This is a genomic window from Pseudomonas sp. FW305-70 (assembly GCF_058783925.1).
The window spans coordinates 28,147-51,173 of sequence record NZ_JBYSYZ010000014.1; the positions used below are offsets into that span (position 1 = coordinate 28,147).

Consider the following 23,027-nt stretch of genomic DNA (forward strand, 5'->3'; position numbering starts at 1 on the left):
GCGTGGCTCAGCGCTGAACGCCGACCAACATCATCATCGGCCGCTCGCGCTCTTCGGCCAGCGCCGGTTGCGCCGTCACCTCGGCATCGCTCGGCCCCCATTCGTTGACATGGCGGATGCTGAAACCCGCTGCAATCAGCATATTGAGTAAGGTGCCAATGGTGCGGTGCTGCTTGATCACACCGTCGGCCAGCCAGTGGGTCACGCGCTCGCCTTCACGCTGATAACCGTCCACCGGCCAACGCTTGCAGCCCTCGGCATCGATGATCCAGCCAGGATTACGCGGTGCCATGAAGATCGGGTGCTCGATGGAAAACACGAACGGCGAACCGGGCTTGAGCGCCGCGTGGACATTGGCGAACAACCCCGGTAAGTCCTTGATGTAGTGCAGTGCGAGGGAGCTGTAGGCCAGATCGAAACCGCCGGCCGGCAGATCGAGGGCTTCCAGGTCGGCGCGCTCATAACGGATGTTTGATGCGGAGGTGGTTTTGCGTGCCTGCTCCAGCATCTTTTGCGAAACATCCAGACCGAGCACGCTGTCAGCGCCTTGCTCACTGGCCCAACGACAAAACCAGCCGTAACCGCAGCCGAGATCCACCACCTTCAAGCCCTGCATGGGCGGCAGCATGGCCTTCAGCGCCGGCCATTCCGGCGCGGCATCGAGACCGCCGATGGAGCGGGCCATCTGGCTGTAGCCCTGGAAAAACTGAGGGTCGTCGTAGATGTTTTGGGTCATGTTCGGGTTGCTCTGTTGAGGTGTTCACATGATAAGTGAAGGCACCTGTGGCGGGGGAGCTTGCTCCCGTTGGGTCGCGAAGCGACCCCGAACAGGGCCTGCTGCGCAGTCCAACGGGAGCAAGCTCCCTCGCCACAACAGGATGCCGCCCGGTGCAATCTTAGGACGGCTCTGCATCCATGCGTCTTGCGATCACATCCAGCACATCGCAACCATCGCGCAACGGTACGCAGCAGAGCAATGCGAAGTCGCTCAGCACCACAGTGTCAGAGGTCAGGTCGCCGCGCATTGCAAGGTTTTCGAGGAGTTGCGTTACCGCTCGGATGCGGTAACTGGCGGTGCTAAGCAGTGAGTGCAGCGGTTGTGTGGTGTTGACGAACAGCGAGGGCAAGTCGTCGGCGTTGCTGGTTAAAGCCATGTATTCATTCATGAGTGATTACCATGTTGGAGGAGGACGCACCACTCAATCGTCGCCAAACAATAGGGTGGTAGCTGTACGCGGGTTGGCGAACCGGACCATGGTAAAACCGGCAGACCCGAAGGTCTCCCACGCACAGCTACCAAAAAACAGGTAGCCAACTGCGTTCAAAAGCGCTCCGAGAAACTCTCGGAGGCTCCTGTACCACGGCATCGAGTCGCCAAACCCGATACGCCATTTGGGCGCGGTCGGACTATAGGGCTCATGACAAAGGCACAGCAATGCGCAAGTGTACGGACAATTCCCAGTGTCGTGTAGGACATTGCTTTTTCTAGCGTTGATCTCCGTTGGGGGCCTTTAAATGTGGGTCTTAGCACTAACGTTGGAGGGCGCCATCACCAAATTCCGCGCACAAAAAAACCGGCCACATGGACCGGTTTTTTCTAACTCTGCATCTCCCGTCAGACAACCTGTGCTGAGGCTGGAATTGCGGGAGAGCTATCAGGCAACACCCGCGAGCAAGCTTTCGTAAGGAATTCGCAACCCATCGTGCAGACGCTTGATCATTGACAGGCTCAATTTGCGTTTGCGGTTCAGCACCTCGGATACGCGTCCGCTTGTGCCGATAAAGGGTTCCAGGTCACGAGGAGTCAGGCCTTGCTGATCCATGCGAAATTTGATGGCCTCAATCGGATCGGACGGAGGCATTGGGTAATGCTCGTCTTCGTACTTTTCGATGAGCAGCGCCAGAATTTCCAGCTCATCACCCTCAGGTGAACCAATGTCAGCTCCCCACAATTGTTCCACGCGTACAAATGCAGCGCTCAGGTCTTCTTGGTTGCGAATAGGTTTAATGTCCATCACAGGTCTCCGCGTTGATCTGATCGTACTGGGCGTGGGTGACAACGAATCGTATGAAACCGAGCTGGCGCTGATAATCGATTGCCATGATCACTCGGTATTTGTTGCCACCGATGTTGAATACAACCCTGCCACCCTTGAGGATGCTGGCCGTTCTCAGCTCCGCTTTGACCTCTTGCGGCGTGCCATAAACGGCTTTTTCCATGTGCCGATACCATTCAACCAGTGGTGTTTCGGAGTCAGCATAAGCCGGGCTACTTTCCCAGAACTCCCGCAATGTCCCTTTTGCAATCACACGCACTGCACGTCCTCCCGTTTTGGGAGATGTTGGTCTGAGTTCTGGAGAGTTGCAATCTCTGATGTCGTGGAGGAAATCTATTATCGGGACAAGTAAAACGTTAACAAAACCTGGATTTTGCGCGAAAACGCTAATTTTCAGGGTTTGGAGACGCTAACCCAAATCCCGCCCACAAAAAAACCGGCCACTTGGACCGGTTTTTTCTGTCTCTGCATCCCCCGTCAAAACCACTCTGACGTGAGATCAAAATTCGATTGGAGCGGGTGAAGGGAATCGAACCCTCGTTATCAGCTTGGGAAGCTGGAGTAATGCCATTATACGACACCCGCTCAGAGCGCTGACTTTGTACCAGATACAGCCGGCGATTTGAAGTTTTTCTTTATGTGGGGCGGGTTTAAGGCGATTTACCGACAAGGCGTGGGGCGCATGGCGGTCGATCGCGGGCAAGCCTCGCGCCTGCTGAATAGGTTTGATTCAGCAGGGCGGGGCTTGCTCGCGATGACTCTGTTTCAGATTGCCAATGCATGGTGGTCCTGGACGTAGTGGTAACGCGGTCGGCTATCGTGCTGGGCCGGTTTCAGGAACCCCATGAGTGCGTTGCGGCTGTCTCGGCAGGCGGCTTTGTGCTCCATGTCGAGAAAGTGGCCGGTGGCCTGAAGGGTCGTGAAGGTGGCGTGTTGCACGTGGTTGGCGAACAACCGTGCGCCATCGGCGGCGGTGTATTCGTCCCATTCGCCGTTCATGAACAGCACCGGCACGTTGATTTTTTCCGCCGCTTTGAAAAAGCATTGGCGATCGCTGTGCAGCAGGTCGCTGATGTGGAAGTGCATCTGCCCGTATTCATGATCGGCCAGGCTGCTGACGTGCCGATAGTTGAAGCGCTTGAACAGGGTCGGCAGGTGTTTGCCGATGGTGCTGTTCACCAGGTTGCCGACCCGGTCGCCATCCCGGCTGCCGAGGTAATCGACGCCGCGCTCGAGGTAGTCGAGCATGTGCGCGTTGATCTCCGGGGAGAACGAGCTGATCACGGCTTTTTCGATGCGTCGTGGCCGTTGGGCCAAGGCGACCAGGGTCGCGGCGCCCCCCCAGGAAAACGACAGCACGTGTTCGGCGGCGAAGTGGTCAATCAGCTCCAGGAGGATCTGCCCTTCGACTTCCTTGGTCAGCAATTTCTCGTGCAGGTTGTGGGCTTTTGACCGGCCCGCGTAGGGTTGGTCGTAGCAGACGACGTTGAACTGCGGATGGAGGTTCTTCACGGTTTGTGCAAACGACGCAGTCGTGGCCATCGAGCCGTTGACCAGGATAATGGTCTTCTCTGCGGCGTCTGCGCGATAGAACTCCGTGTAAACCCGATACTGACCCTGTATATCCAACACAGCGATTTCTGGCCTCATGTCATAAGACTCCTGGCAAGCGGGTATGCGCGCAATAGAGATTGCACGAGCTTTGTGACAGGTAGGCATACGCCTGGAATTTGAGAGGCCCATGTCGATCCATTGCAGTCCGGTCGACGGGTATTGTTATTGGCGGGCAGTCTGCCGGGTGAGGCCGGAACCCTTGGGTTCCTACCGGCAAAAAGTTTCTTAGAAGTATGGGGTGACTCATCGGTCACATTTCGGCCGACGTCCTGATTCAAGCAGGGGTCACGTCATCGCGCAAGTGCCTTTGGTAAATTGTTCGACAACTTCTGCTGAGCGGTCGCAGGCTTAGATCAATCCGATCTCTTCAGCGCTCAGTGGGCGGTATTCGCCCGGTTTCAACGCGTCGTCGAGCTCTAGCGGCCCCATGCGTTCGCGGTGCAGGCGCATCACCTTGTTGTTGAAGTGGCCGAACATGCGCTTGACCTGGTGATAGCGGCCTTCGACGATGCTCAGGCGCGCGCATTTCGGCCCGAGCAGCTCCAGCCCGGCGGGTTGCGTGGTGAGGTCTTCGAAGGCGAAGTACAGCCCTTCGTTGAACTTGATCGCGTATTCAGGGCCGATGTCCTGTTCGGTTTCGACGTAATAGACCTTGGGCAGTTTGGTCTGCGGTTGGGTCAGGCGCCGCGACCAGCTGCCGTCGTTGGTGATCAGCATCAGGCCGGTGGTGTTGAAGTCCAGACGCCCGGCGATGTGCAGCTCGTCCTTGTCCGGCTCATGGATCAAATCGAGCACGGTCGGGTGCTGCGGATCCCGGGTGGCGCTGACGCATCCGGCGGGTTTGTGCAGCATGAAATGGCGCAGGGGTTTGCCGACTTGCAGCACGTCGCTGTCGACTTCGACGCGGCTGAACTCGCGGACTTCGCTGTGCGGGTCGCTGACGACTTTTCCGTCGATCCTGACGCGTTTTTCCACCAGCAACAGGCGCACCTGCTTACGGTTGAAGCACGGCAGGTTGCTGAGGAATCGGTCGACACGCATGACTTAGGGATCAGTGAAGAAAGGGCCGCGCATCTTACTTGATCGATTCGGACGCTGCTTGCAACTGCGCCTCGACCTCGGCGCAGCGCGGGCACAGGCACGAGGCATTGCGCAGTTGCGCCGGCAGCGCCTGGAGCACGGCTGGGTCGATGCTGACGCCGTAGCACCAGCAGGCGCGGTCGGCGGTTCGCGGGTCGGCCAGGGTGCAGTCGTTGGGTGCGCCGCAGGCGGGGCAGAGGTCAGGCTGGTTCATGGATGGAGTGAGCCATTTCCACGCAGGTTCGGTTACGGCCACTTTGCTTGGCCCGGTACATCGCATGATCCGCCCGTGACAGCAGGGTGTGCAAGGTGTCATCGGGCTGCAGGGTGGTCAGGCCGATGCTGACGGTCACTCGCAAGATCTGGCCGTTGTAGGTGTAACTCTGTTTCTCCACGTACTGACGAATTTTCTCGGCGATTATCAGACCGGTCTGACCATCGGTGTCCTTGAGCAGCACGATGAACTCTTCACCGCCCCAGCGGCAGACGATGTCGGCGTGCCGCAGGCAGCTCTTCAGATCCTGGGCAAAGCCATTCAATACCTGATCGCCGGCCAGGTGGCCATAGGTGTCGTTCAACACCTTGAAGCGGTCGAGGTCCAGCAGCAAGGCGGACAGCGGTTTGGGCTCGCGCCGGGCTTCGTGCATGGCCTGTATGGCCAGCAGGTCGAAGCCGCGACGGTTGGGCAGTTCGGTCAGGCTGTCGAGGGTGGCCTGGGCCTGGATCTTGTCCTGAAGGCGCTTGATGACCTGGTTGAGCAGGACCAGCACGGTCAGCGTGACCAGCAGGCAGATCAGCAGGTTGAGGTACAGCGACTGGCGGATTTCACCCAGGGCGCTGTCCTCGCGTTTGTCGACGAACAGGTACCAGTTCAGTTCCGGGATGAACCGCACATTGAGGAAATGCCCCTGGCCCTGCACGGAATATTCGTAGCTGCCGCTGTGGGGTTTGGGCAGCCGGTTGACCAGGTCCTTCATGCCGTCCAGTTCACCGAGTTTCTGCCCGATGCGCGCACCCTGCGGACCGCCTTCGGCGCCTGTCAGCACGAGGCGTCCGAAGTTGTCGACGAAATATACGCTGCGCTGATAACGCTGCTGGTACTTGTCGATCAGCTTGATCACGGCGTCGACGGTCAGGCCAACGCCGGCCGCGCCGATGAACCGGTCGTTGTAGTCGTGGACCTTGTAGTTGATGAAAAAGGTCAGGTTGTCCTTGTTGGCGAGGTCCGGGTCGACGTTGATCTCGTACGGGTCCTTCATGTCCCGCACGCGGAAATACCAGGCGTCGCGGGGCTCGGTGGCCTTGACCTGCTTGAGTACACCCTTGGCGTGGTAGTAAGTCAGGCTGGTGTTGGAGACGAAGAACGCGGTGTAGGCGCCGTAGTGGGTCATGACCTCGTTGAGGTACCGGGTCATCTGGTCGGAATCCTTTTCACCATTGACCACCCAGTCGCGCATGAAGGTGTCGCGGGCCATCATCGAGGAAATCAGGATCGGCCTGACCAGGTCTTTCTGGATTTCCGAGTAGACCGTGTCCGACGTCAGCGGCAGTTCGGTGTTGACGATATTGTCGCGGATCGAGGCCCTGGAGGCGTAGTAACTGAGAAAGGAGGTGGCGAGGAAGCCTGCGCCCAGCAATGCGACCAGCGTGAGCACCAACGAGCGTTGAGAGTACAGCGGCGAGCGAAGCGGCATGGCAGTTCCATTGGCAGTCATCCGATGGCAGGCATTCTAAGGGTACTGCCGGGAAATAACTGCTCCATGTGCGCTGCGAATGGTCGTAAATCTTGCACGGACCTTGTGGGAGCGAGCTTGCTCGCGATGGCGGCGTGTCTGCCACATCAAGGCTGAATGTCACACCGCTATCGCGAGCAAGCTCGCTCCCACAGGGTTATGAGTCTGGTGTTTAGCCCAGGGTTTTCAGGTACATCCGCCAGCCACCGAAATGGCTGATGTTCACCGCGCCCTCCAGCCCATACGCCTCACAGATAAACCCGCTCTCCCAGCGGCCGTCCGCCAGTTGCACCTTGCCCAATCCCAGCGGTGCCGCAATCCCGGTCAGGAACGAACCCAGTTCTCGGCTGGGCAACTCCCAGACTTCCACGGCAATCGCCACGCCGCCATCCTTCACGCGGACCATGCCCGGACGCAACGGCGGGCCGCCGGCCAGGGCATGGAGTTGATAATCCGGCGAGCTGAAGGTCGTTTCCAGCAACCGGGCACCGCGCTGCCTGAGCTGCCAGTTCAGCGCCAGCCCGTCCAGATGCGCGCCGCAGACCACCAGCCGCGCCCGATCATGGCGGGCAACCGGTGCCGGTGCGGGAGCGGCCAGGCCTTGCTGGCGCTGCAAGGCATCGGCCACGCTCAGCAGGTACTGATCGGTGAAGGCCCGGCCAAACACTGTCACGCCCCATGGCAGGCCGTTGTCCATGAAGGCGCTGGGCACGGCGACGGCGGCGTAGTCGAGCAGGTTCATGAAGTTGGTGTAGTAGCCGAGGTCCGAATTGCGCAGTACCGGTTCGGCCTTGAGTTCCGCCAGCGACACCGGGCGGCCGATGGTGGGCGTGACGACACAATCGAGGCCTTCCAGCGCTGCGTCGCACAGGGCCTTGAGCGCTTGCAGCCGGTATTGGGCGCGGAAGGTCTGCACGCCGTCGACGGCGGGTGCCTTGGCCAAGACAGCGCGAATCACCGGCAACACGGCCTCGGGGTTTTGTGCCATCAACTCCCCGGCCACGCTGTAGCGCTCGGCCACCCACGGGCCTTCATAGAGCAAGCGTGCGGCCTCCAGAAACGGCGACAGGTCCAATTCCACCGCTTCGCCGCCCAAGGCCTTGAGACGATCGATGGCATCGCCGAACAACAACGGGCCTTCAGGGCATCCAAAGAATTGCAGGTCCTGCGCACGTGGCACGCCGAACCGGAACGGCCGTGGCGTGCCGAACGCCGAGCCGTCATTCCACAGCGGGTTGCTGCGGCTGTATTCGTCCCGCGGGTCGAGGCGTGCGGTGAGCGCCAGCAACTGACTGGCCTCCCGCGCGGTGGCAGTGAACGTAGTGACGCAATCGAGGGTACGACAGGCCGGTACCACGCCGGCCGTCGAGATCAGGCCCTTGGTGGCTTTCATGCCGACCAGGTTGTTCAACGCCGCTGGCACGCGCCCGGAGCCGGCGGTGTCGGTCCCCAGGGAAAAGCTCGCGACCCCGAGCGCCACCGCCAGCGCCGAACCGGCGCTGGAGCCGCCCGATGGATACTCCGGCAACACGCTGTTGGGGCACACGCCATAGGGTGAGCGGCTGCCGTTGAGCCCGGTGGCGAACTGGTCGAGATTGGTCTTGCCCAACGGAATCGCACCCAGGGCCAGCAGTTGTTCGACGATCGTCGCCGAACGCTCTGGCACGTAGGCAAATGCCGGGCACGCCGCCGTGGTCGGAATGCCCGCCAGGTCGATGTTGTCCTTGATCGCGAATGGCACGCCGTACAGCGGCAGGCTGTCGAGGTCGCGTCCGTCGAGGGCGGCGAGGTACGGCTCCAGTTCATCGACACTCAGCAAGTGGATGAACAGGTGATAGTCCGGATTCAGCGCCGCGGCTTTGTCCCGCAGGTTCGCCAGCAATTGCCGGGGGGTGAGGCCGCCGTCGCGGTAGGCGCTGCGCAGGGCGTCGAGTTGCAGATTGATATTCATGGCATGCGTCCTTTTCAAAATGGGTTCAGTCAAGTTCCAGCACCACGACGCGCTGTCCGGCGCGCACCGCCGAACCCGGTTGCACGCGCACCTCGCGCACCACACCGGCCATGGGGGCGAGCAGGGGGATTTCCATCTTCATCGACTCCAGGATCACCAGCACATCACCGGCCGCGACGCGCTTGCCGGCCTCGACCTGAACCTGCCAGAGGTTGCCGGCGATGTGGCTGTCGACGCTCTGTTGACCGCTGGCCAGCGGCGCCTCCTCGGTCGTCTCCGGGGCCGGCTCTTCGCTGTCGAAATGCGCCTGGCCGCTGGCGATCCAGCGCTCCCGCTCGGCATTGAAAGCGCCTTTTTGCTGCTCGCGAAACGCGCCGATGGTCTCGGCTTCCTGCGTCAGAAACGCCTGGTAATCCGCCAGGTTCAACTGACTGTGTTCGATGTTCAGGTCGAAGCGCCCGAGGGGGAAATCCTGGCGAATGCGCAGCAGTTCATCGGCGCTGACCGGGTAGAAACGGATCTGGTCGAAAAACCGCAGCAACCATGGCTTGCCATCGAACGCAGCAACTTCGCGGTAGCGGTTCCACATCTGAAGCGTGCGCCCGACAAACTGATAGCCGCCGGGACCTTCCATGCCGTAGACGCACATGTAGGCGCCACCGATGCCCACCGAGTTTTCCGCGGTCCAGGTGCGCGCCGGGTTGTACTTGGTGGTGACCAGGCGATGGCGCGGATCGAGCGGGGTGGCGACTGGCGCGCCGAGGTAAACGTCACCCAGGCCCATCACCAGGTAACTGGCGTCGAACACCGTGCGTTGCACTTCATCGAGGTTCGGCAGGTCGTTGATGCGCCGGATGAACTCCAGGTTGCTCGGGCACCAGGGCGCGTCTTTGCGCACCGTGGTCATGTATTTCTCGATGGCCAACTGGCACGCCGGGTCGTCCCAGGACAGCGGCAGATGGACGATGCGCGAGGGCACTTGCAGGTCTTTGGCGGCGCACACGGCGTCCCATTCGCCGGTGACGATGCCGAGCAGGTCGGCCAGTGGCAGTTGTTCGGGTTGATAGTGGACTTGCAGTGAGCGGATGCCTGGCGTCAGGTCGATCACGCCGTGCAGGTGTTGGCTTTCCAGGGCTTGCATGAGGGCGTGGGCGCGGAAGCGCAGGACCAGGTCCAATTCAGGGGCGCCGATTTCCAGCAGCAAATGCGTGTCGCCCGACAGTCGTGCAACCAGCCGCGTATCTCCCTGACCGATATCCAGCACCACAGGCGACACAACCCCCTGTGGGAGCGGGCTTGCTCGCGAAGGTGTGTCAGTCGACATCAGGGTGGCTGACACACCATCGCGAGCAAGCTCGCTCCTACAGGATTGATCCCATTTCAGGGCAAGGGTGCGGGCGGTCTTGAGGTCGATGGGGGAGAACTGCACCTTGTCCCCCGCCTTCAGTTGAGCAAGCTGCCAAAGATCCGCCTCGATCACCGTCACCGGGCACACGAACCCGCCAAGGCTTGGGCCATCCGGGCCGAGGATGACCGGCATGTCACCGGTGAAATCCACTGCGCCGATCGCATAGGGATTATCGTGGATATTCGACGGATGCAGCCCGGCCTCCCCACCGTCGGCACGCACCCATTCAGGCTTCGGCCCGATCAGGCGCACACCGGTGCGGCTGGAGTTGAAATGCACTTCCCACTGCGTGGCGAAGAAGGTGCCGATGTAGTTTTCGGTGAAGTATTCCGGCGCACCGTGGGGGCCGTAGATCACGCGGATTTGCCGAACCGCCGGCAACTCGGTGACCTGCTCTTCAGCCAGTTGCTGACCGGCGCTGCGGTCATTCAGCGCTGGCAGGTGCAACACGTCGCCGGCCCGCAAGGCGCGGCCACCGTGCCCGCCAAATTGCCCCAGCGTGAAGGTGCTTTTGCTGCCCAGATAATCCGGTACCTGCAGGCCGCCACGCAGGCACAGATAACTGCGGGCGCCCGCACCGGCGATGGTGCCAAGGCTCAAGCTGGCGCCTGCCGGAACCACCAGCGCAGTGTTCATCGGCACGCTTTGACCGTCGAGCAGCAATGGAATCACCGCCCCGATCACCGCCACCACCGCCTCGCAATTGAAGCGCAGCAACGGCCCGCTCATGGTGATTTCCAGCGCCGCCGCGCCTTCGTCGTTGCCCAGCAAACGGTTACCCAGGCGCAGCGCGCGACTGTCCATTGGCCCTGAAGGCGGCACGCCGACCGCCCAGTAACCGAGGCGCCCCGGATAATCCTGAACACTGGTTTGCGTACCGGCGCTGAGTACTTCGAACGTGTTGGCCTGATAGACCAGGCCTTCCAGGCAACGGGTCCACGGCTGGCCGCTGGCGAAAGGCGCATCCAGGAGGATCTGCCGCAGGTAATCGCGGTTGGTTTCCACGCCGTAGAGCAAGCTGGCACCCAGTGCCTGATGCAGGTCCGCAACGGCCTCTTCGCGCGTCGGCGCCCAACTGATGACCTTGGCGATCATTGGGTCGAAGTAGGGCGGGATCTCGCAACCCGCTTCGACCCAGGTGTCGATGCGCAGTCGTTTGCCGTCGGCGTCAGGGAAATTCACCGCCGTGAGCAAACCGGGGCTTGGCTGGAAATCACGTCCCGGATCCTCGGCATACAACCGTGCCTGAATCGCATGACCCTGCGGCTTCAAACCCTGTACCAGATCGCTCAGTGGCGGCAGCTCACCGGCCGCCAGTTGCACCATCCAGCGCACCAGGTCGACGCCCCACACCTGTTCGGTGACACCGTGTTCCACCTGCAAACGGGTGTTCACTTCCAGGAAATAGAAACGCCGGGCATCGCTGTCGAAGACGAACTCCACGGTGCCGGCGCTGCGGTAGTTCACCGCTTTGGCCAGTTTGATCGCCGCCGCGCACAGTTCATCGGCCATGCCCTCGGGCAGGTTCGGTGCCGGGGTTTCCTCGAGGACTTTCTGGTTGCGACGCTGCACCGAACAGTCGCGTACGCCAAGGGCGATCACTTCGTCGTGGCCGTCGCCGAATACCTGCACTTCCAGGTGACGGGCACGCTGGATGTACTTCTCGATGAACACCCCGGCGTCGCTGAAATTGTTCTGGCCCAGGCGCTTGACCGCTTCGAAGGATTCGCTCAACTCGGTCGCGCTGCGGCACACGCGCATGCCGATGCCGCCACCGCCGGCGGTGCTCTTGAGCATCACCGGGTAGCCGACTTGTTCACCGGCGATCAATGCTGCGTCGAGGCTCTCGAGTAACTCGGTGCCTTCAAGCATGGGCACACCCTGTTGTCGGGCCAGGGCGCGGGCGGTGTGCTTGAGGCCGAACACCCGCAGTTGTTCCGGGGTCGGGCCGATGAAGGCGATGTCGGCAGCTTCGCAGGCTTCGGCGAATGTGGCGTTTTCCGAGAGGAAGCCGTAACCGGGATGGATCGCCGTGGCGCCGCTGGCTTTGGCGATGGCGAGGATTTTATCGACCGCCAGGTACGTGCCGGCGGCGGCGCCTTCCCCGAGGCTGTGCGCCTCGTCGGCCTGCAGGATGTGCAGGCTGGCCGCGTCGGCTTCAGAGTAAACGGCGACCCCCTGCACGTGCAGTTCACGCAAGGTCCGCAGGATGCGGCAGGCAATGGCGCCACGGTTGGCAATCAGGACTTTTTCGAACATGGCATAACCCCCGGAGGCGATTGCGCATCAGCCTCGACTGGGATGCGGGCCGTCCCGCAGTTTTTCGAAAGGCATCGGGGTCGTCCCCGGTGGCAGAATCAATTCGTTCCAAAACACCATTGGCCCCATGTAGGAGCGAGCTTGCTCGCGATGGTCGTGAACGATTACGCGTAAAACCAGATACCCAGCGGCGCTCTTGGGTTTTTCGCGAGCAAGCTCGCTCCTACAGGGGGCGGTGGTGGCTTTTACTTTCTGAGGCATTGGCCGGAGCGGGCCTGGCACAGGGTGAACAGCCAGCGGTGCAAACGTGCGAGTTTCAGTTCCATACCAGTAGCTCCGCAGGTGTCGGGTTGTAGGCGTTGCACGGGTTGTTCAGTTGCGGGCAGTTGGAGATCAGCACGATCACGTCCATCTCGGCGCGCAGGTCGACGTACTTGCCCGGCGCGGAAATCCCGTCTTCGAACGTCAAGCCGCCGTCGGCGGTGACCGGCACGTTCATGAAGAAGTTGATGTTCGGCCCGATGTCGCCCTTGCCCAGGCGTCCGTCGTGGACGCAGGCGCGCAGGTAGTTGTCGCGGCAGCTGTGCATGTAGCGTTTCTCCAGGGCGTAGCGCACGGTATTGCTCTCTTGCGCACAGGCCCCGCCAAGGGTGTCGTGACGCCCGCAAGTGTCGGCGACTATGGTCAGCATCGGTTTGCCGAGGTTGGAATACAGCACGCTGCCGGTGCTCAGGTACACGCTGTTCTGCCGACGCAACGTGCGCTGCACGTCGTAGCGTTCCTTGGGATTGGCGACGCTGTAGAACAAGGTGTCGACGGCCTGATTACCTTCCAGATCAAGAATGCGCAGTGTCTGGCCGGCCTTGACCTCCATCAGCCAGGGTTCGCCGGCGGGGATGGTGGCGCGGTAGATCGCGGTTTCCGGCTGCTTTTCAGGGGTGACGATGGCGAGTGACATGGCAGCGATCCTCAGGCGAACAGACGGTCGGTGTTGATGAAGCCGCGCTCGTTTTCCGGGCGCGAGGTGCGGCAGTGTTCGGCGACGCTGGCGTCGGCGTTCATCCAGCTGAGCTTCAGCGGTTTCGGTGCATATTCCGGCGATGGATCCATCGGATGCTGCAGGGCGGTGAGCACCACCAGGGTGTCCATCGGCGCGTACAACTCGATGTAGTCGCCAGCCTTGGAATTGCCCTCGACGAAATGGAAGCGCCCGGCGTCATCGACGTTCACGCGGCTGAACAGATTGAGGGTCATCAGCAGGTCGGACAGACCCAGCCCCCACTTGCCCAGTTCCACCAGCAGGTTGTCGGTGCCGTTGCGGAAGAAGCCGTTGCGCAGTTCCTGGTAGCGGCCCGCGCCGTACTTTTCTGCCACTTCTTCAGCGCAAAGCACACCGCCCAGGCTGTCGCTCCAGCCGCAGGTGTCGGCGGTGATGGCGGCCAGCACGCGGCCCATGTCCGAATACAGGCAATGGCCGGCGGTGAGCTTGGCGGTGTGTTGGCATTTGAGGCTGTCGGGCAGGTTCAACCGTTCGGTTTTTTCATTGGCGTTGAGCAGTGTCAGGCTGACGTTGGCGCCGCCGCGCAGGTCGGTCAGGCGCAGCAATTGGCCGCGCTTGAGCACGAAGGAACGATGGCCGCCGCCAGGGAGCATGTCTTCGGCGAAGGGCGGGAACAGCTGAGTCGAATCAGTCATTGTGAAAAATCCTCTAAGCGATACGAAGCGTGCCCGCCACCGGCAGCGGCAGGGCGTCGACGGCTTTGCACTGGGCGCGGCGGTCGCTGTTCAAAGGGATGTCGTAGGTGATGCGTGCGCCATAGGCGCCGGGGGCGTGCGGGTCGAGACGGACCTTGTCGAACACCAGCAGGCGCGTGCCGAGGCTGAAGCCTTCGGACAGGTCATGGGTGACCATGAACACCGTCAGCCGGGTCTCGCGCCACAGCTCCAGGAGCAAAGCGTGCATGTCTTTGCGGATGCCCGGATCGAGGGCGCCGAAGGGTTCGTCGAGCAGCAACACCCGCGGCCTCATGATCAGCGCCTGGGCGATGGCCAGTCGTTGTTGCATGCCGCCGGAGAGCTGCGCCGGGTACTTGTCCAGCGAATGGCCGAGGCCGACTTTGTGCAGCAGCACCGAGGCCTGTTCGCGGGCCTCTTTTTTCGCGCTGCCGAACAGGCGTCCGAGCAAGGGCGAACGCGGCAGTTCGAGGCCGAGGGCAACGTTGTCCAGCACGCTCAGGTGCGGGAACACCGAGTAGCGCTGGAACACCACGCCACGGCTGGCGTCCGGTTCACCGGCCAAGGGCTGGCCGTCGAGCAGGATCTCGCCGCGACTGGCGCGTTCCTGGCCGAGCAGCAGGCGCAGGAAGGTCGATTTGCCGCAACCGGACGCACCCACCAGGGTGCAGAACTCACCCTCGTTGACGTTCAGGTTGAGGCCTTCAAGCACCACTTGATCGGCGTATTGCTGCCAGACGTTTTTAACGGTGATGAAGCTCATTTGGCGGCCCCCTCATACCAGGGGAACGCACGTCGGGTCAGGCGTTTAAGGCCCCAATCCATCAGCCAGGCGAGCAGGGTGATCCACACCACGTAGGGCAAGATCACGTCCATCGCCAGGTAGCGACGCACCAGGAAGATCCGGTAGCCGAGTCCATCAGTGGAGGCAATGGCTTCGGCGGCGATCAGGAACAGCCATGCCGAGCCGAGCATCAAGCGCAGCGAGATCAACAGCCGTGGCAGCAGTTGCGGCAACACCACCCGCAGCATCAGGGTCCAGGTGGAGGCGCCAAGGGTCTGGGCCTTGATCAGCAGTTCCACGGGAATCTCCCGGGCACGCTGTTCCAGGTCCCGGGCCAGGGCCGGGGTGATGCCGATGACGATCAGCATCACTTTCGACAATTCCCCCAGGCCGAAGACGATGAACAGGATCGGCAGGATCGCCAGCGGCGGCACCATCGACAGCACCGTCAGCAAGGGTGACAACGGCGCACCGAACAGCGGCAGGGTACCGGCGGCGATGCCCAGGCAGAGCCCGGCCAGGGCGCTGATGCCCAGGCCGATGGCCAGGCGTTGCAGGCTGGAGGCCGTGTCCTGCCAGAGCAGGTAGTCGCCGGTGCGGGTGTCGGCCACGAAGGCCAGGCGTTTCACCGCATCGGCCATCTGCACGGCGCTGGGCAGCAGCTTGTCGTTGGGGTTGTCCAGCAGTCGCTCGGCCGAGCCCATGAAATAGGCGAACAGCACCAGGGCGAACGGCAGGATCACCAACAACAGGCGACTCGGGCGGTCCGGGTGACGGTTGATCAGGCGCATGGCCGGTTCTCCTGATTACAGCTTGGCGTCGGCGGCCATTTGCACGTAGCTCGGGTCGAAGCGCAGCTTGAGGTTGCCTTTGTCGCCGCTGGTCACGCCGTTGGCGAAGGCCATGCCGACAGCGCTGGTGTCCTTGGCGCCTTCACCCAGCAAGCCGTGCTGGAAGGAGAACTCGGCGACTTTGCGCATGGTTTCCGGCAGTTGCTTGCTGGTGCTGAACGCCAGGGCTTCCTTGGGCGTGGCGAACAATCGGGTGGTGTCCAGTTGCGCCTGGAAACCCGCCAGGTCAGTGCCCGAGGCCTTGGCCATGTGTTCCAGTGCGGCTTTGCCGGCGGCGTTTTTCGCGTTCATCAACTCGACCACTTCAAACCAGGCACCGGTCAGTGCCTTGCCCAGGGCCGGGTTGTCTTTGAGGGTGGCGCTGTTGACCACCATCATGTCCATGATTTCGCCGGGGATCTGGCTCGAGTTGAACACTTCGGTCACCGCGGGCTTGGCCTTGATGTCCGAGAGCATCGGGTTCCAGGTGGTGACGGCGTTGACCTGTTCGGTGTTGAAGGCGGCGGAGATATCGGCGTCGGAGGTGTTGACCACTTTCAGGTCTTTCTCGGTGAGGTCCACCGAATCCAGCGCCCGGGCCAGCAGGTAATGGGAGACCGAGAGCTCCACCAGGTTGACGTCCATGCCCTTGAGGTCGGCGACTGTCTTGCCTTCACCCTTGAGCACGATGCCGTCGTTGCCGTTGGAGAAATCGCTGACGATCAGCGCGGTGCTGTCGACGCCGCCGGCGGCCGGAATGGTCAGCGCGTCCATGTTGGTCATGGTGCAGCCGTCGAACTGGCCGGCGGTGTACTGGTTGATCGATTCGACATAGTCATTGAGCTGCACCACGTCGATCTGGATGCCGTACTTCTTCGCCCATTTGTCGACGATGCCCTGGCTGCCGGCGTACTCCCACGGCATCCAGCCGGCGTAAATGGTCCAGCACACGCTGAAGTGGTCTTTTTGGGCAGCCTGGGACGAGAAGCTCACGAGGGCTGCGAACGCAGCGGCGAGCAGGGCGGGTAAACGAAGCTGGGACATGGTGGTTCTCCAGTTGATCAAGGACGGACAGGACGGCAGCGGCACCGCTAACGGTGGCTTGTCTCCCGGGCTTTTGTCCCGCCGTGTAACCTCAACTGGAGGTCGCCAACTCTCGGACCAGTCACTCGCGTTTGCGAGCCGGAACCCTAGTCAGCCATTTGCAAATTGTGGTGCCGCGAACCTGTAGTGACTCCTGCACCCGGTTGTTAAAGCGAGAGGCGTGCCAAGTTGGCCCGAGCGCTCTAGCTCGGGCGACGGGGAGGTCGACGGTGTTGATTGGAAAGGCGTACTGCCTTGTGATGGTGCGCGGGTGCACCGCATTGGAACCTGTCCGCCGCTGATCAGAAGGTGGGTGCGACATCGCACTTGGCAGGGGATTGCCAGTCAAAACAGGTGTCAGCCGGTGTGTGCCGACTGCTGTCACAGGTCTTTACGGAGGCCGCCATGTTACGTCGATTGTTGTTGGGAGCAGTGCTCGGTCTCGGATTGTCTGGCTGCTACTACTACGACGGTCCTGCCGATTACTACGGGGGATCTTATTACTACCCCGGCTATTACTCGCCCTATTACTACGGTTACTACGGTCCGCGCTATTACGGTGGTTATCGCGCCTATTACTACGGCGGGCATGGTTACTACCGTGGTCACGGTGGTGGACATCATGGCGGTGGACATCGTGGTGGACACCGTTGATCAGGGCGTGAATGGATGAAAAACCTTTCATCGGGCAGATGTTTCTACTTGTTTCGGGGACGCACCAGATTCCGAATTCGGTGTCTGATCTTTCGACAGTCACCGAACATTTGACTGTCGCCTGCCAGCGTCGCTGGTGTGGCTCATCCGCGGTCCAGGAGGCCGCCATGCTCTGTCAAAAAAAGCTGCGCCGAATTCTACTGCTTGCAGTGTTGGGATTGTCCCTTGGTGGGTGCGTGCCTTACTACGATGAAGGAGGCAGTTACTACAGTTCCGAGGTCTATACCTCGCCATCGCCAACCTATTACGCCGGAGGGAGTTCCTACTACTCCAATGGTGGCGGTTACTACACACCACCGCCCCGGTATTACGTGCCTCCAGCGCGGTATTACCAGCCGACACCGCGCTATTACTCACAACCGCGGGTGTATCAGCCGTCGCGCCATTACTCGCCGCCGCGGATGTATCAATCGTCTCGCCATTACCAGTCGGCCCCTCGTTATTATCAGCCGTCGCGGGGCGACTACCGCACGCATCAGAACCATGGCTGGGACGGCCGTAACCGCGGGAACTGGAACAACGACTATCGCGGTAACGGTCGCGGCTATCGTAACGGGCGGGGCGGCCACCGATAGCCAATCGCAGTTCTAATGTGGGAGCGGGCTTGCTCCGGGCGGCGTTCCGACGAAGGCGTCATCTCAGCAACATTGATGTTGACTGACACACCGCTTTCGCGAGCAAGCCCGCTCCCACATTTTTTATGTCCAGGCTCTAGTATTCGGACAAATCCGCCAGCGGATGCCGACCTTCCCAGGCCTTGTGAAAATGCGCCTCGACCACCGAGTCCGGCACGGTGTTGATGTCTGGCCAGTGCCAGTGCGGCTTCTGATCCTTGTCGATCAACCGCGCACGTACGCCTTCGCTGAATTCCGGATGACGACAGCAGTTGAGGCTCAGGGTGTATTCCATCTGGAAAACTTCGGCCAGCGACAGGTGCCGGGCCCGGATGATCTGCTCCCATACCAGATGCGCGGTCAGCGGCGCGCCTTCGCTCAGAGTCCTGGCCGCGCGGCTGAGCAACAGATCGCTGTGGTCGCGCAGGGCGCTGATGGCCTTCCAGGCGCAACGCACATCGCTGACATCCAGTAGCTCGTCGATCTGCCGACGGCGCGGCAGCCACTGGGCTTCGGGCATCTGCGCCACGGCTTCCTGCTGCAAGGCCTTGAGCAGGCTGTTGAGCTGCATGGGTGTCTGTTCCTGCCAATTCAATTGCAGCAAGCCTTCGATCAACTTCGGCTGCTGCTCATCGAGCAGAAAGCGATCCGCCAGGTCCAGATCGATGGCATCCCGCCCGTTCATATGGGCGCCGGTCAGGCCCAGGAACAACCCGAGCTTGCCGGGCAGGCGCGACAGGAACCAACTGGCGCCAACATCCGGGTACAGGCCGATGCTGATCTCCGGCATGGCCAGGCGGCTGCTCGGTGTGACGATCCGGGTGCTCGCTCCTTGCAACAGTCCCATGCCACCGCCGAGCACATAGCCGTGCCCCCAGCAGATCAACGGCTTGGGGTAGGTGTGCAGCTTGAAGTCCAGGCGATACTCCGCCGCAAAAAACTGCGCAGCCAGTGGCGGTACTTCACCCGGATGGACGCGACAGGCTTCCACCAGGCTGCGCACTTCACCGCCGGCGCAAAAGGCCTTGGCGCCATTGCCGCGCAACAGGACGCAGACGATCTGCGGCTCCTTGGCCCAGGCTTCCATGCGGTCGCGCAGGGCGTTGATCATGGGCAGGGACAGGGCGTTCAGGGAATTTTCGGCATCCAGACTGGCGATGCCGATGCGTGCGCCGTCGGTGCCGGTGAGTTCTTCGAAGTGCAGATTCATCGTGACCTCGATCGGGAATTTGAGGGTTAAGTATGATCGCTGTGTGGGAAAGTGCCGGATCTGTATCAGATCAATTGACAAGCGTGGTGAGCTTTCCTAGGGTTCGCCCCATTGTTTTTGCCGGATGTAACCATGACTGCTGACGACCGTATCAAACTCGAACCGGGCTGGAAGGAGGCACTGCGTGCCGAATTCGACCAGCCTTACATGGCAGAGTTGCGAAACTTCCTGCAACAGGAGCGGGCGGCCGGCAAGGAGATCTATCCGCCGGGGCCGATGATTTTCAACGCGCTCAATTCCACGCCGCTGGACAAGGTCAAGGTGGTGATCCTCGGTCAGGATCCCTATCACGGCCCGGGCCAGGCCCACGGTTTGTGCTTCTCGGTGCAACCCGGCGTGCCGGCGCCACCGTCGCTGGTGAACATCTATAAAGAGCTCAAGCGCGACCTGAACATCGACATCCCCAACCATGGTTACTTGCAGAGCTGGGCCGATCAGGGCGTGCTGATGCTCAACACCACCATGACCGTCGAACGCGCCAACGCCAATGCCCACAAGGACAAGGGCTGGCAGTTTTTCACCGATCGGGTCATTGAAGTGGTCAGCCAGCAGCAGCCGCACCTGGTGTTCATGCTGTGGGGCGCCCATGCCCAGAGCAAGCAGAAGCTGATCGATGCGACCAAGCACCTGGTGTTGACCTCGGTGCACCCGTCACCGCTGTCCGCCTATCGCGGCTTCCTCGGTTGCGGGCACTTCAGCCGCACCAACAAGTTTCTGGAGCAGAATGGCGAGACGCCGATCGAGTGGCGGTTGCCGCCGGTTTAAGCGTTGATTTCGAGGGCCTCTTCGCGAGCAAGCCCGCTCCCACAAGGATCACGCGAACCCTGTGGGAGCGGGCTTGCTCGCGAAGAAGGCGACTCGGTCCATCAGTCTGAATCCGGGTTGCGGTTCCAATACTTGAACAACGGCTCCGCCAGAAACAGCACAAACAGCAACCTCATCACCTGCATCGCCGTCACCAGCGGCACCGACAATTGCAGGGTCTCCGCCGTCAGGCTCATCTCGGCAATACCGCCCGGCATCATGCCCAATGTCAGTGAGCGCAGATCCAGGTGGGTCAGCGCACTCAAGCCCAGTGCTGCGGCAGTCGCAATCAGCATGGTCAGCACCGTGCCGATCAAGGTGCGGCCCATGAACGATGGCGCACGCCGGAAAAACTGCCGGTTGAAGTGACAGCCCAGACCGCTGCCGATCAACCACTGGCCGATCTGGCTGCCGCCGTTGGGCAAGCCGATGTGCAGGTCCCAGCCGATGCTGACCGCCGCACTGACCAGCAAAGGCCCGAACAGCCAAGGGTTGGGTTGATGCAGGCGTTCCCAGATCCAGGCCGCCAGTGCGCCAGCAGGAAACAGCACCGCCAGCCAGCGCCAATCGATGCTGCCCGCGTGGGAAATCGGCGCACTGTCACCCAGCAAATACTTGAAGGCTGCCGGTACGCACAGCACCACCACCAACACCCGTAAACTTTGCCCCGCCGCGACACGGCTGAGCACTGCACCATTACGTGCGCCGAGGTTGACCATCTCCCCGGAACCGCCGGGCATGCTGGAAAAGAACGCGGTGGCGCGATCTTCACCGGTACGGCGCATCAGCCACACGCCGACCACGGCGGACAGGCTGGTGACCAACGCACCGAAGAAGATCAGGCCGAAATGACTCAGCACTTGCTCCATCACCAGCGGGGTGAAGTGCAGGCCGATGCCGATGCCGACGATCCACTGGCCGCACTTGCGACCGCCAGGGATTTCGGCCAGTTGCCAGGGGGTCAGGCAGCGCACGAGGATGATCGCCAGCAACGAGCCGACCATCCACGGCAAAGGCCAGCCGACCTGGCTGGCGAGGTAACCGCCCAGCAGGCCGACCAGCGGGGTTCCCCACCAGGCTTTGAAGGGTGTTCGATCAGACATCGGGGATGATGCGTTGCGCGGCCGAACGTTTGCGCCAGATACGGATGAGTGGCATCAGCAGCATGATCGCCGTCAGGATCCAGCAACCGAAGGTGATCGGGCTCGACCAGAGGATTTCCAGCGCACCGTTGGAAATCGACAGGGCGCGGCGCAGGTTTTGTTCCATCAATCCTCCGAGGATGAAGCCCAGCAATACCGGCGACAACGGGAAGTCCAGCTTGCGCAGGATATAACCGAAGATGCCGATGCCGATCATCAGGAACAAGTCGAACGTTGTCGCGTGCACCGCGTAGACACCGATCCCGGTGATGATCGCGATCACCGGCACCAGCGCCCAGTTCGGCACGGCGAGGATGCGGGTAAAGATGCGGATCATCGGGATATTGAGGATCACCAGCATCACGTTGGCGATGAACAGCGAAGCGATCAGGCCCCATACGATGTCCGGTTGCTGCTGGAACAACAGCGGGCCGGGGGTGATGTTGTACAGCGACAATGCACCGATCATCACCGCCGTGGTGCCGGAACCTGGAACGCCGAGGGTCAGCATCGGCACCAGCGCACCGCAAGCCGCGCCACCGATGGCGGTTTCCGGCGCCGCGAGGCCGCGCATGTCACCCTGGCCGAAAGTACCCTTGGCACCCGCCATGCGTTTTTCGGTCATGTAGGCCACGGCACTGGCCAGGGTCGCACCGGCGCCCGGCAATACGCCCATGATGAAACCCAGTACACCGCAACGGATGTTCACCACGAACACCGACGCCGCTTCCTTGAAGTTGAACATCATCCGGCCGGTGGCTTTAACCGCTTCCTGGCCGTGGTGGGTTTTTTCCAGCAGCAGGAGGATTTCGCTGATGGAGAACAAGCCCAGCACCAGCACGACGAACTGGATACCGTCGGTCAGGTGAATGTTGTCCCCGGTGAAGCGATACACACCGCTGTTGGCGTCGATGCCGACGGTCGACAGGAACAGACCGATCAGCGCCGCGATGAACGTCTTCAGCGGACGGTCGCCGGCCATGCCGCCGAGGCAGACAATCGCAAATACCATCAGTACAAAATATTCCGCGGGGCCGAAGGCAATCGCCCATTTCGCCAGCAGCGGGGCGAACAGCACCATGCCGCAGGTCGCGATAAAGGCACCGATGAACGAGCTCCATGCCGACAGCGACAGTGCTACACCGGCCAGGCCTTTGCGGGCCATCGGGTAACCGTCGAGGGTGGTCATAACGGTGGACGCTTCACCCGGAATGTTCAGCAGAATCGAGCTGATCCGGCCGCCGTATTCGCAACCCAGGTACACCGCCGCCAGCAGGATCAGTGCCGACTCCGGTGGCAGGCCGAGGGCGAATGCGATCGGAATCAGCAACGCCACGCCGTTGATCGGCCCCAGGCCTGGCAACAGGCCGACCACTGTACCGATCAGGGTTCCGCAGAGTGCAGTCACCAGGTTGTACGGGCTCAGCGCGACGCCGAAACCCTGACCCAAATAGCCAAGAGTATCCATATCAGTTCTCCAGAACGTCGAGCACGCCCAAGGGCAGCGGTACGTCCATCAACTTGTCGAACAGCAGGTAGAGGCCGACGGCCATCAAGCTGATGATCACGATGCTTGGCACCCAGCGACCGCCATACAGTCGCGCCATGGGCACGCCGATCAGGATGCTGGCGACGATGAAACCCAGGGGCTCGAAGGTGCCGGCGAACACCAGCAACAGCACCACGCAGATGCCGATCTTGGTCAGGGTTTCGCGATCCAGCGGCGGCTCGTCGGCACTGTGCTTGATCGGTGCCGGACGGAACACCATGTACAACAGCGCTGAGCCCATCAGGCCGAGCATCAGCAGTGGAAAGGCCCGAGGCCCCACCGGTTCGTAGGAAAAAGCCGCTTGGTACGGCCACGCCATCAATGCCAGGCCGAGACAGGCCAGCAACAGCACCGAAGCAAAAATGCGTTGTAAGAGCATGAGGAACTCCTGTGCTGGGACT

22 protein-coding genes, 1 tRNA gene and 1 riboswitch are annotated in these 23,027 nt (G+C 61.5%); of the genes, 3 read left to right on the forward strand and 20 right to left on the reverse strand.

Annotation, left to right across the window (positions count from 1 at the left end; all coding sequences use genetic code 11):
* Positions 1-7: 7 nt before the first annotated feature.
* The 16 genes from AC3WN7_RS13205 to AC3WN7_RS13280 all read right to left on the reverse strand — a co-directional run bounded on the left by AC3WN7_RS13205 (position 8) and on the right by AC3WN7_RS13280 (position 16,494).
* Positions 8-736 carry a class I SAM-dependent methyltransferase gene (locus AC3WN7_RS13205; protein ID WP_102675310.1) on the reverse strand — a complete coding sequence of 243 codons (729 nt, stop codon included), beginning with the start codon at positions 734-736 and terminating at the stop codon, positions 8-10.
* 160 nt (positions 737-896) lie between these two features.
* On the reverse strand, positions 897-1,166 hold the full coding sequence (locus tag AC3WN7_RS13210; RefSeq protein ID WP_095966257.1) for a short-chain dehydrogenase: 270 nt from the start codon (positions 1,164-1,166) through the stop codon (positions 897-899).
* A gap of 489 nt (positions 1,167-1,655) precedes the next feature.
* Positions 1,656-2,015 (reverse strand): helix-turn-helix domain-containing protein, encoded by a 360-nt coding sequence (locus AC3WN7_RS13215; RefSeq protein WP_102675311.1) that lies wholly within the window; start codon positions 2,013-2,015, stop codon positions 1,656-1,658.
* A complete protein-coding gene (locus AC3WN7_RS13220) occupies positions 2,005-2,316 on the reverse strand; it encodes a type II toxin-antitoxin system HigB family toxin (RefSeq protein WP_102675312.1) in 312 nt (103 codons plus the stop codon). The genes AC3WN7_RS13215 and AC3WN7_RS13220 overlap by 11 nt, the downstream gene beginning before the upstream one ends.
* A gap of 252 nt (positions 2,317-2,568) precedes the next feature.
* Positions 2,569-2,642 (reverse strand) — tRNA-Gly (locus tag AC3WN7_RS13225).
* Positions 2,643-2,822: 180 nt separating this feature from the next.
* The gene (locus AC3WN7_RS13230; RefSeq protein ID WP_095966260.1) at positions 2,823-3,707 is read right to left on the reverse strand and encodes an alpha/beta fold hydrolase; all 885 of its coding nucleotides are present in this window, start codon (positions 3,705-3,707) and stop codon (positions 2,823-2,825) included.
* 312 nt (positions 3,708-4,019) lie between these two features.
* Positions 4,020-4,712 carry a pseudouridine synthase gene (locus AC3WN7_RS13235; RefSeq protein WP_102675313.1) on the reverse strand — a complete coding sequence of 231 codons (693 nt, stop codon included), beginning with the start codon at positions 4,710-4,712 and terminating at the stop codon, positions 4,020-4,022.
* Positions 4,713-4,746: 34 nt separating this feature from the next.
* On the reverse strand, positions 4,747-4,965 hold the full coding sequence (locus AC3WN7_RS13240; protein WP_007979840.1) for a cysteine-rich CWC family protein: 219 nt from the start codon (positions 4,963-4,965) through the stop codon (positions 4,747-4,749).
* Positions 4,952-6,445: a sensor domain-containing diguanylate cyclase gene (locus AC3WN7_RS13245; protein ID WP_102675314.1), complete on the reverse strand. Its 1,494-nt coding sequence runs from the start codon at positions 6,443-6,445 to the stop codon at positions 4,952-4,954. Before AC3WN7_RS13245 ends, AC3WN7_RS13240 begins: the two co-directional genes overlap by 14 nt.
* A 211-nt stretch (positions 6,446-6,656) precedes the next feature.
* Positions 6,657-8,435 carry an allophanate hydrolase gene (gene atzF, locus AC3WN7_RS13250; RefSeq protein ID WP_102675315.1) on the reverse strand — a complete coding sequence of 593 codons (1,779 nt, stop codon included), beginning with the start codon at positions 8,433-8,435 and terminating at the stop codon, positions 6,657-6,659.
* A 25-nt stretch (positions 8,436-8,460) separates the two neighbouring features.
* Positions 8,461-12,102, reverse strand: coding sequence for an urea carboxylase (gene uca / locus AC3WN7_RS13255; RefSeq protein ID WP_102675316.1), 3,642 nt, complete (start codon positions 12,100-12,102; stop codon positions 8,461-8,463).
* A gap of 316 nt (positions 12,103-12,418) precedes the next feature.
* Complete coding sequence (locus tag AC3WN7_RS13260; protein ID WP_102675317.1) at positions 12,419-13,060, reverse strand: urea amidolyase associated protein UAAP2; 642 nt, start codon at positions 13,058-13,060, stop codon at positions 12,419-12,421.
* An 11-nt stretch (positions 13,061-13,071) separates the two neighbouring features.
* A complete protein-coding gene (locus AC3WN7_RS13265; RefSeq protein WP_095966266.1) occupies positions 13,072-13,797 on the reverse strand; it encodes an urea amidolyase associated protein UAAP1 in 726 nt (241 codons plus the stop codon).
* Positions 13,798-13,810: 13 nt separating this feature from the next.
* Positions 13,811-14,599: an ABC transporter ATP-binding protein gene (locus tag AC3WN7_RS13270; protein ID WP_095966267.1), complete on the reverse strand. Its 789-nt coding sequence runs from the start codon at positions 14,597-14,599 to the stop codon at positions 13,811-13,813.
* Positions 14,596-15,411, reverse strand: a complete 816-nt coding sequence (locus AC3WN7_RS13275; protein WP_102675318.1) for an ABC transporter permease — start codon at positions 15,409-15,411, stop codon at positions 14,596-14,598. Before AC3WN7_RS13275 ends, AC3WN7_RS13270 begins: the two co-directional genes overlap by 4 nt.
* A gap of 15 nt (positions 15,412-15,426) precedes the next feature.
* Positions 15,427-16,494 (reverse strand): putative urea ABC transporter substrate-binding protein, encoded by a 1,068-nt coding sequence (locus AC3WN7_RS13280; RefSeq protein WP_015093900.1) that lies wholly within the window; start codon positions 16,492-16,494, stop codon positions 15,427-15,429.
* A 60-nt stretch (positions 16,495-16,554) separates the two neighbouring features.
* A riboswitch (guanidine-I (ykkC/yxkD leader) is annotated at positions 16,555-16,655 on the reverse strand.
* Positions 16,656-16,938: 283 nt separating this feature from the next.
* Here AC3WN7_RS13280 and AC3WN7_RS13285 point away from each other — a divergent pair.
* Both AC3WN7_RS13285 and AC3WN7_RS13290 read left to right on the forward strand, forming a co-directional pair.
* Positions 16,939-17,187 (forward strand): hypothetical protein, encoded by a 249-nt coding sequence (locus AC3WN7_RS13285; RefSeq protein WP_095966270.1) that lies wholly within the window; start codon positions 16,939-16,941, stop codon positions 17,185-17,187.
* Between the two features lie 167 nt (positions 17,188-17,354).
* A complete protein-coding gene (locus tag AC3WN7_RS13290) occupies positions 17,355-17,822 on the forward strand; it encodes a hypothetical protein (protein ID WP_095966271.1) in 468 nt (155 codons plus the stop codon).
* Between the two features lie 136 nt (positions 17,823-17,958).
* Here AC3WN7_RS13290 and dspII read toward each other — a convergent pair whose 3' ends face one another.
* Positions 17,959-19,071 carry an enoyl-CoA hydratase/isomerase DspII gene (dspII, locus tag AC3WN7_RS13295; RefSeq protein WP_095966272.1) on the reverse strand — a complete coding sequence of 371 codons (1,113 nt, stop codon included), beginning with the start codon at positions 19,069-19,071 and terminating at the stop codon, positions 17,959-17,961.
* A 132-nt stretch (positions 19,072-19,203) separates the two neighbouring features.
* On the opposite strand from dspII, the gene ung reads away from it, so the two are divergent.
* Positions 19,204-19,896: a uracil-DNA glycosylase gene (ung, locus tag AC3WN7_RS13300; protein WP_008050720.1), complete on the forward strand. Its 693-nt coding sequence runs from the start codon at positions 19,204-19,206 to the stop codon at positions 19,894-19,896.
* Between the two features lie 101 nt (positions 19,897-19,997).
* On the opposite strand, the gene AC3WN7_RS13305 is transcribed toward ung, so the two are convergent.
* The 3 genes from AC3WN7_RS13305 to AC3WN7_RS13315 are packed head-to-tail and all read right to left on the reverse strand — an operon-like array spanning position 19,998 to position 23,005.
* Positions 19,998-21,038: an AbrB family transcriptional regulator gene (locus AC3WN7_RS13305; RefSeq protein ID WP_102675320.1), complete on the reverse strand. Its 1,041-nt coding sequence runs from the start codon at positions 21,036-21,038 to the stop codon at positions 19,998-20,000.
* The gene (locus tag AC3WN7_RS13310) at positions 21,031-22,545 is read right to left on the reverse strand and encodes a tripartite tricarboxylate transporter permease (RefSeq protein ID WP_007979812.1); all 1,515 of its coding nucleotides are present in this window, start codon (positions 22,543-22,545) and stop codon (positions 21,031-21,033) included. The genes AC3WN7_RS13305 and AC3WN7_RS13310 overlap by 8 nt, the downstream gene beginning before the upstream one ends.
* 1 nt (position 22,546) lies before the next feature.
* Positions 22,547-23,005, reverse strand: a complete 459-nt coding sequence (locus tag AC3WN7_RS13315) for a tripartite tricarboxylate transporter TctB family protein (RefSeq protein ID WP_007979809.1) — start codon at positions 23,003-23,005, stop codon at positions 22,547-22,549.
* Between the last annotated feature and the right edge of the window lie 22 nt (positions 23,006-23,027).

Coding starts and splice junctions, on each gene's coding strand:
- AC3WN7_RS13205 (WP_102675310.1), bottom strand. CDS start 736: ATGACCCAAAACATCTACGACGACCCTCAGTTTTTCCAGGGCTACAGC.
- AC3WN7_RS13210 (WP_095966257.1), bottom strand. CDS start 1,166: ATGAATGAATACATGGCTTTAACCAGCAACGCCGACGACTTGCCCTCG.
- AC3WN7_RS13215 (WP_102675311.1), bottom strand. CDS start 2,015: ATGGACATTAAACCTATTCGCAACCAAGAAGACCTGAGCGCTGCATTT.
- AC3WN7_RS13230 (WP_095966260.1), bottom strand. CDS start 3,707: ATGAGGCCAGAAATCGCTGTGTTGGATATACAGGGTCAGTATCGGGTT.
- AC3WN7_RS13235 (WP_102675313.1), bottom strand. CDS start 4,712: ATGCGTGTCGACCGATTCCTCAGCAACCTGCCGTGCTTCAACCGTAAG.
- AC3WN7_RS13240 (WP_007979840.1), bottom strand. CDS start 4,965: ATGAACCAGCCTGACCTCTGCCCCGCCTGCGGCGCACCCAACGACTGC.
- AC3WN7_RS13245 (WP_102675314.1), bottom strand. CDS start 6,445: ATGCCGCTTCGCTCGCCGCTGTACTCTCAACGCTCGTTGGTGCTCACG.
- atzF (WP_102675315.1), bottom strand. CDS start 8,435: ATGAATATCAATCTGCAACTCGACGCCCTGCGCAGCGCCTACCGCGAC.
- uca (WP_102675316.1), bottom strand. CDS start 12,102: ATGTTCGAAAAAGTCCTGATTGCCAACCGTGGCGCCATTGCCTGCCGC.
- AC3WN7_RS13260 (WP_102675317.1), bottom strand. CDS start 13,060: ATGTCACTCGCCATCGTCACCCCTGAAAAGCAGCCGGAAACCGCGATC.
- AC3WN7_RS13265 (WP_095966266.1), bottom strand. CDS start 13,797: ATGACTGATTCGACTCAGCTGTTCCCGCCCTTCGCCGAAGACATGCTC.
- AC3WN7_RS13270 (WP_095966267.1), bottom strand. CDS start 14,599: ATGAGCTTCATCACCGTTAAAAACGTCTGGCAGCAATACGCCGATCAA.
- AC3WN7_RS13275 (WP_102675318.1), bottom strand. CDS start 15,411: ATGCGCCTGATCAACCGTCACCCGGACCGCCCGAGTCGCCTGTTGTTG.
- AC3WN7_RS13280 (WP_015093900.1), bottom strand. CDS start 16,494: ATGTCCCAGCTTCGTTTACCCGCCCTGCTCGCCGCTGCGTTCGCAGCC.
- AC3WN7_RS13285 (WP_095966270.1), top strand. CDS start 16,939: ATGTTACGTCGATTGTTGTTGGGAGCAGTGCTCGGTCTCGGATTGTCT.
- AC3WN7_RS13290 (WP_095966271.1), top strand. CDS start 17,355: ATGCTCTGTCAAAAAAAGCTGCGCCGAATTCTACTGCTTGCAGTGTTG.
- dspII (WP_095966272.1), bottom strand. CDS start 19,071: ATGAATCTGCACTTCGAAGAACTCACCGGCACCGACGGCGCACGCATC.
- ung (WP_008050720.1), top strand. CDS start 19,204: ATGACTGCTGACGACCGTATCAAACTCGAACCGGGCTGGAAGGAGGCA.
- AC3WN7_RS13305 (WP_102675320.1), bottom strand. CDS start 21,038: ATGTCTGATCGAACACCCTTCAAAGCCTGGTGGGGAACCCCGCTGGTC.
- AC3WN7_RS13310 (WP_007979812.1), bottom strand. CDS start 22,545: ATGGATACTCTTGGCTATTTGGGTCAGGGTTTCGGCGTCGCGCTGAGC.
- AC3WN7_RS13315 (WP_007979809.1), bottom strand. CDS start 23,005: ATGCTCTTACAACGCATTTTTGCTTCGGTGCTGTTGCTGGCCTGTCTC.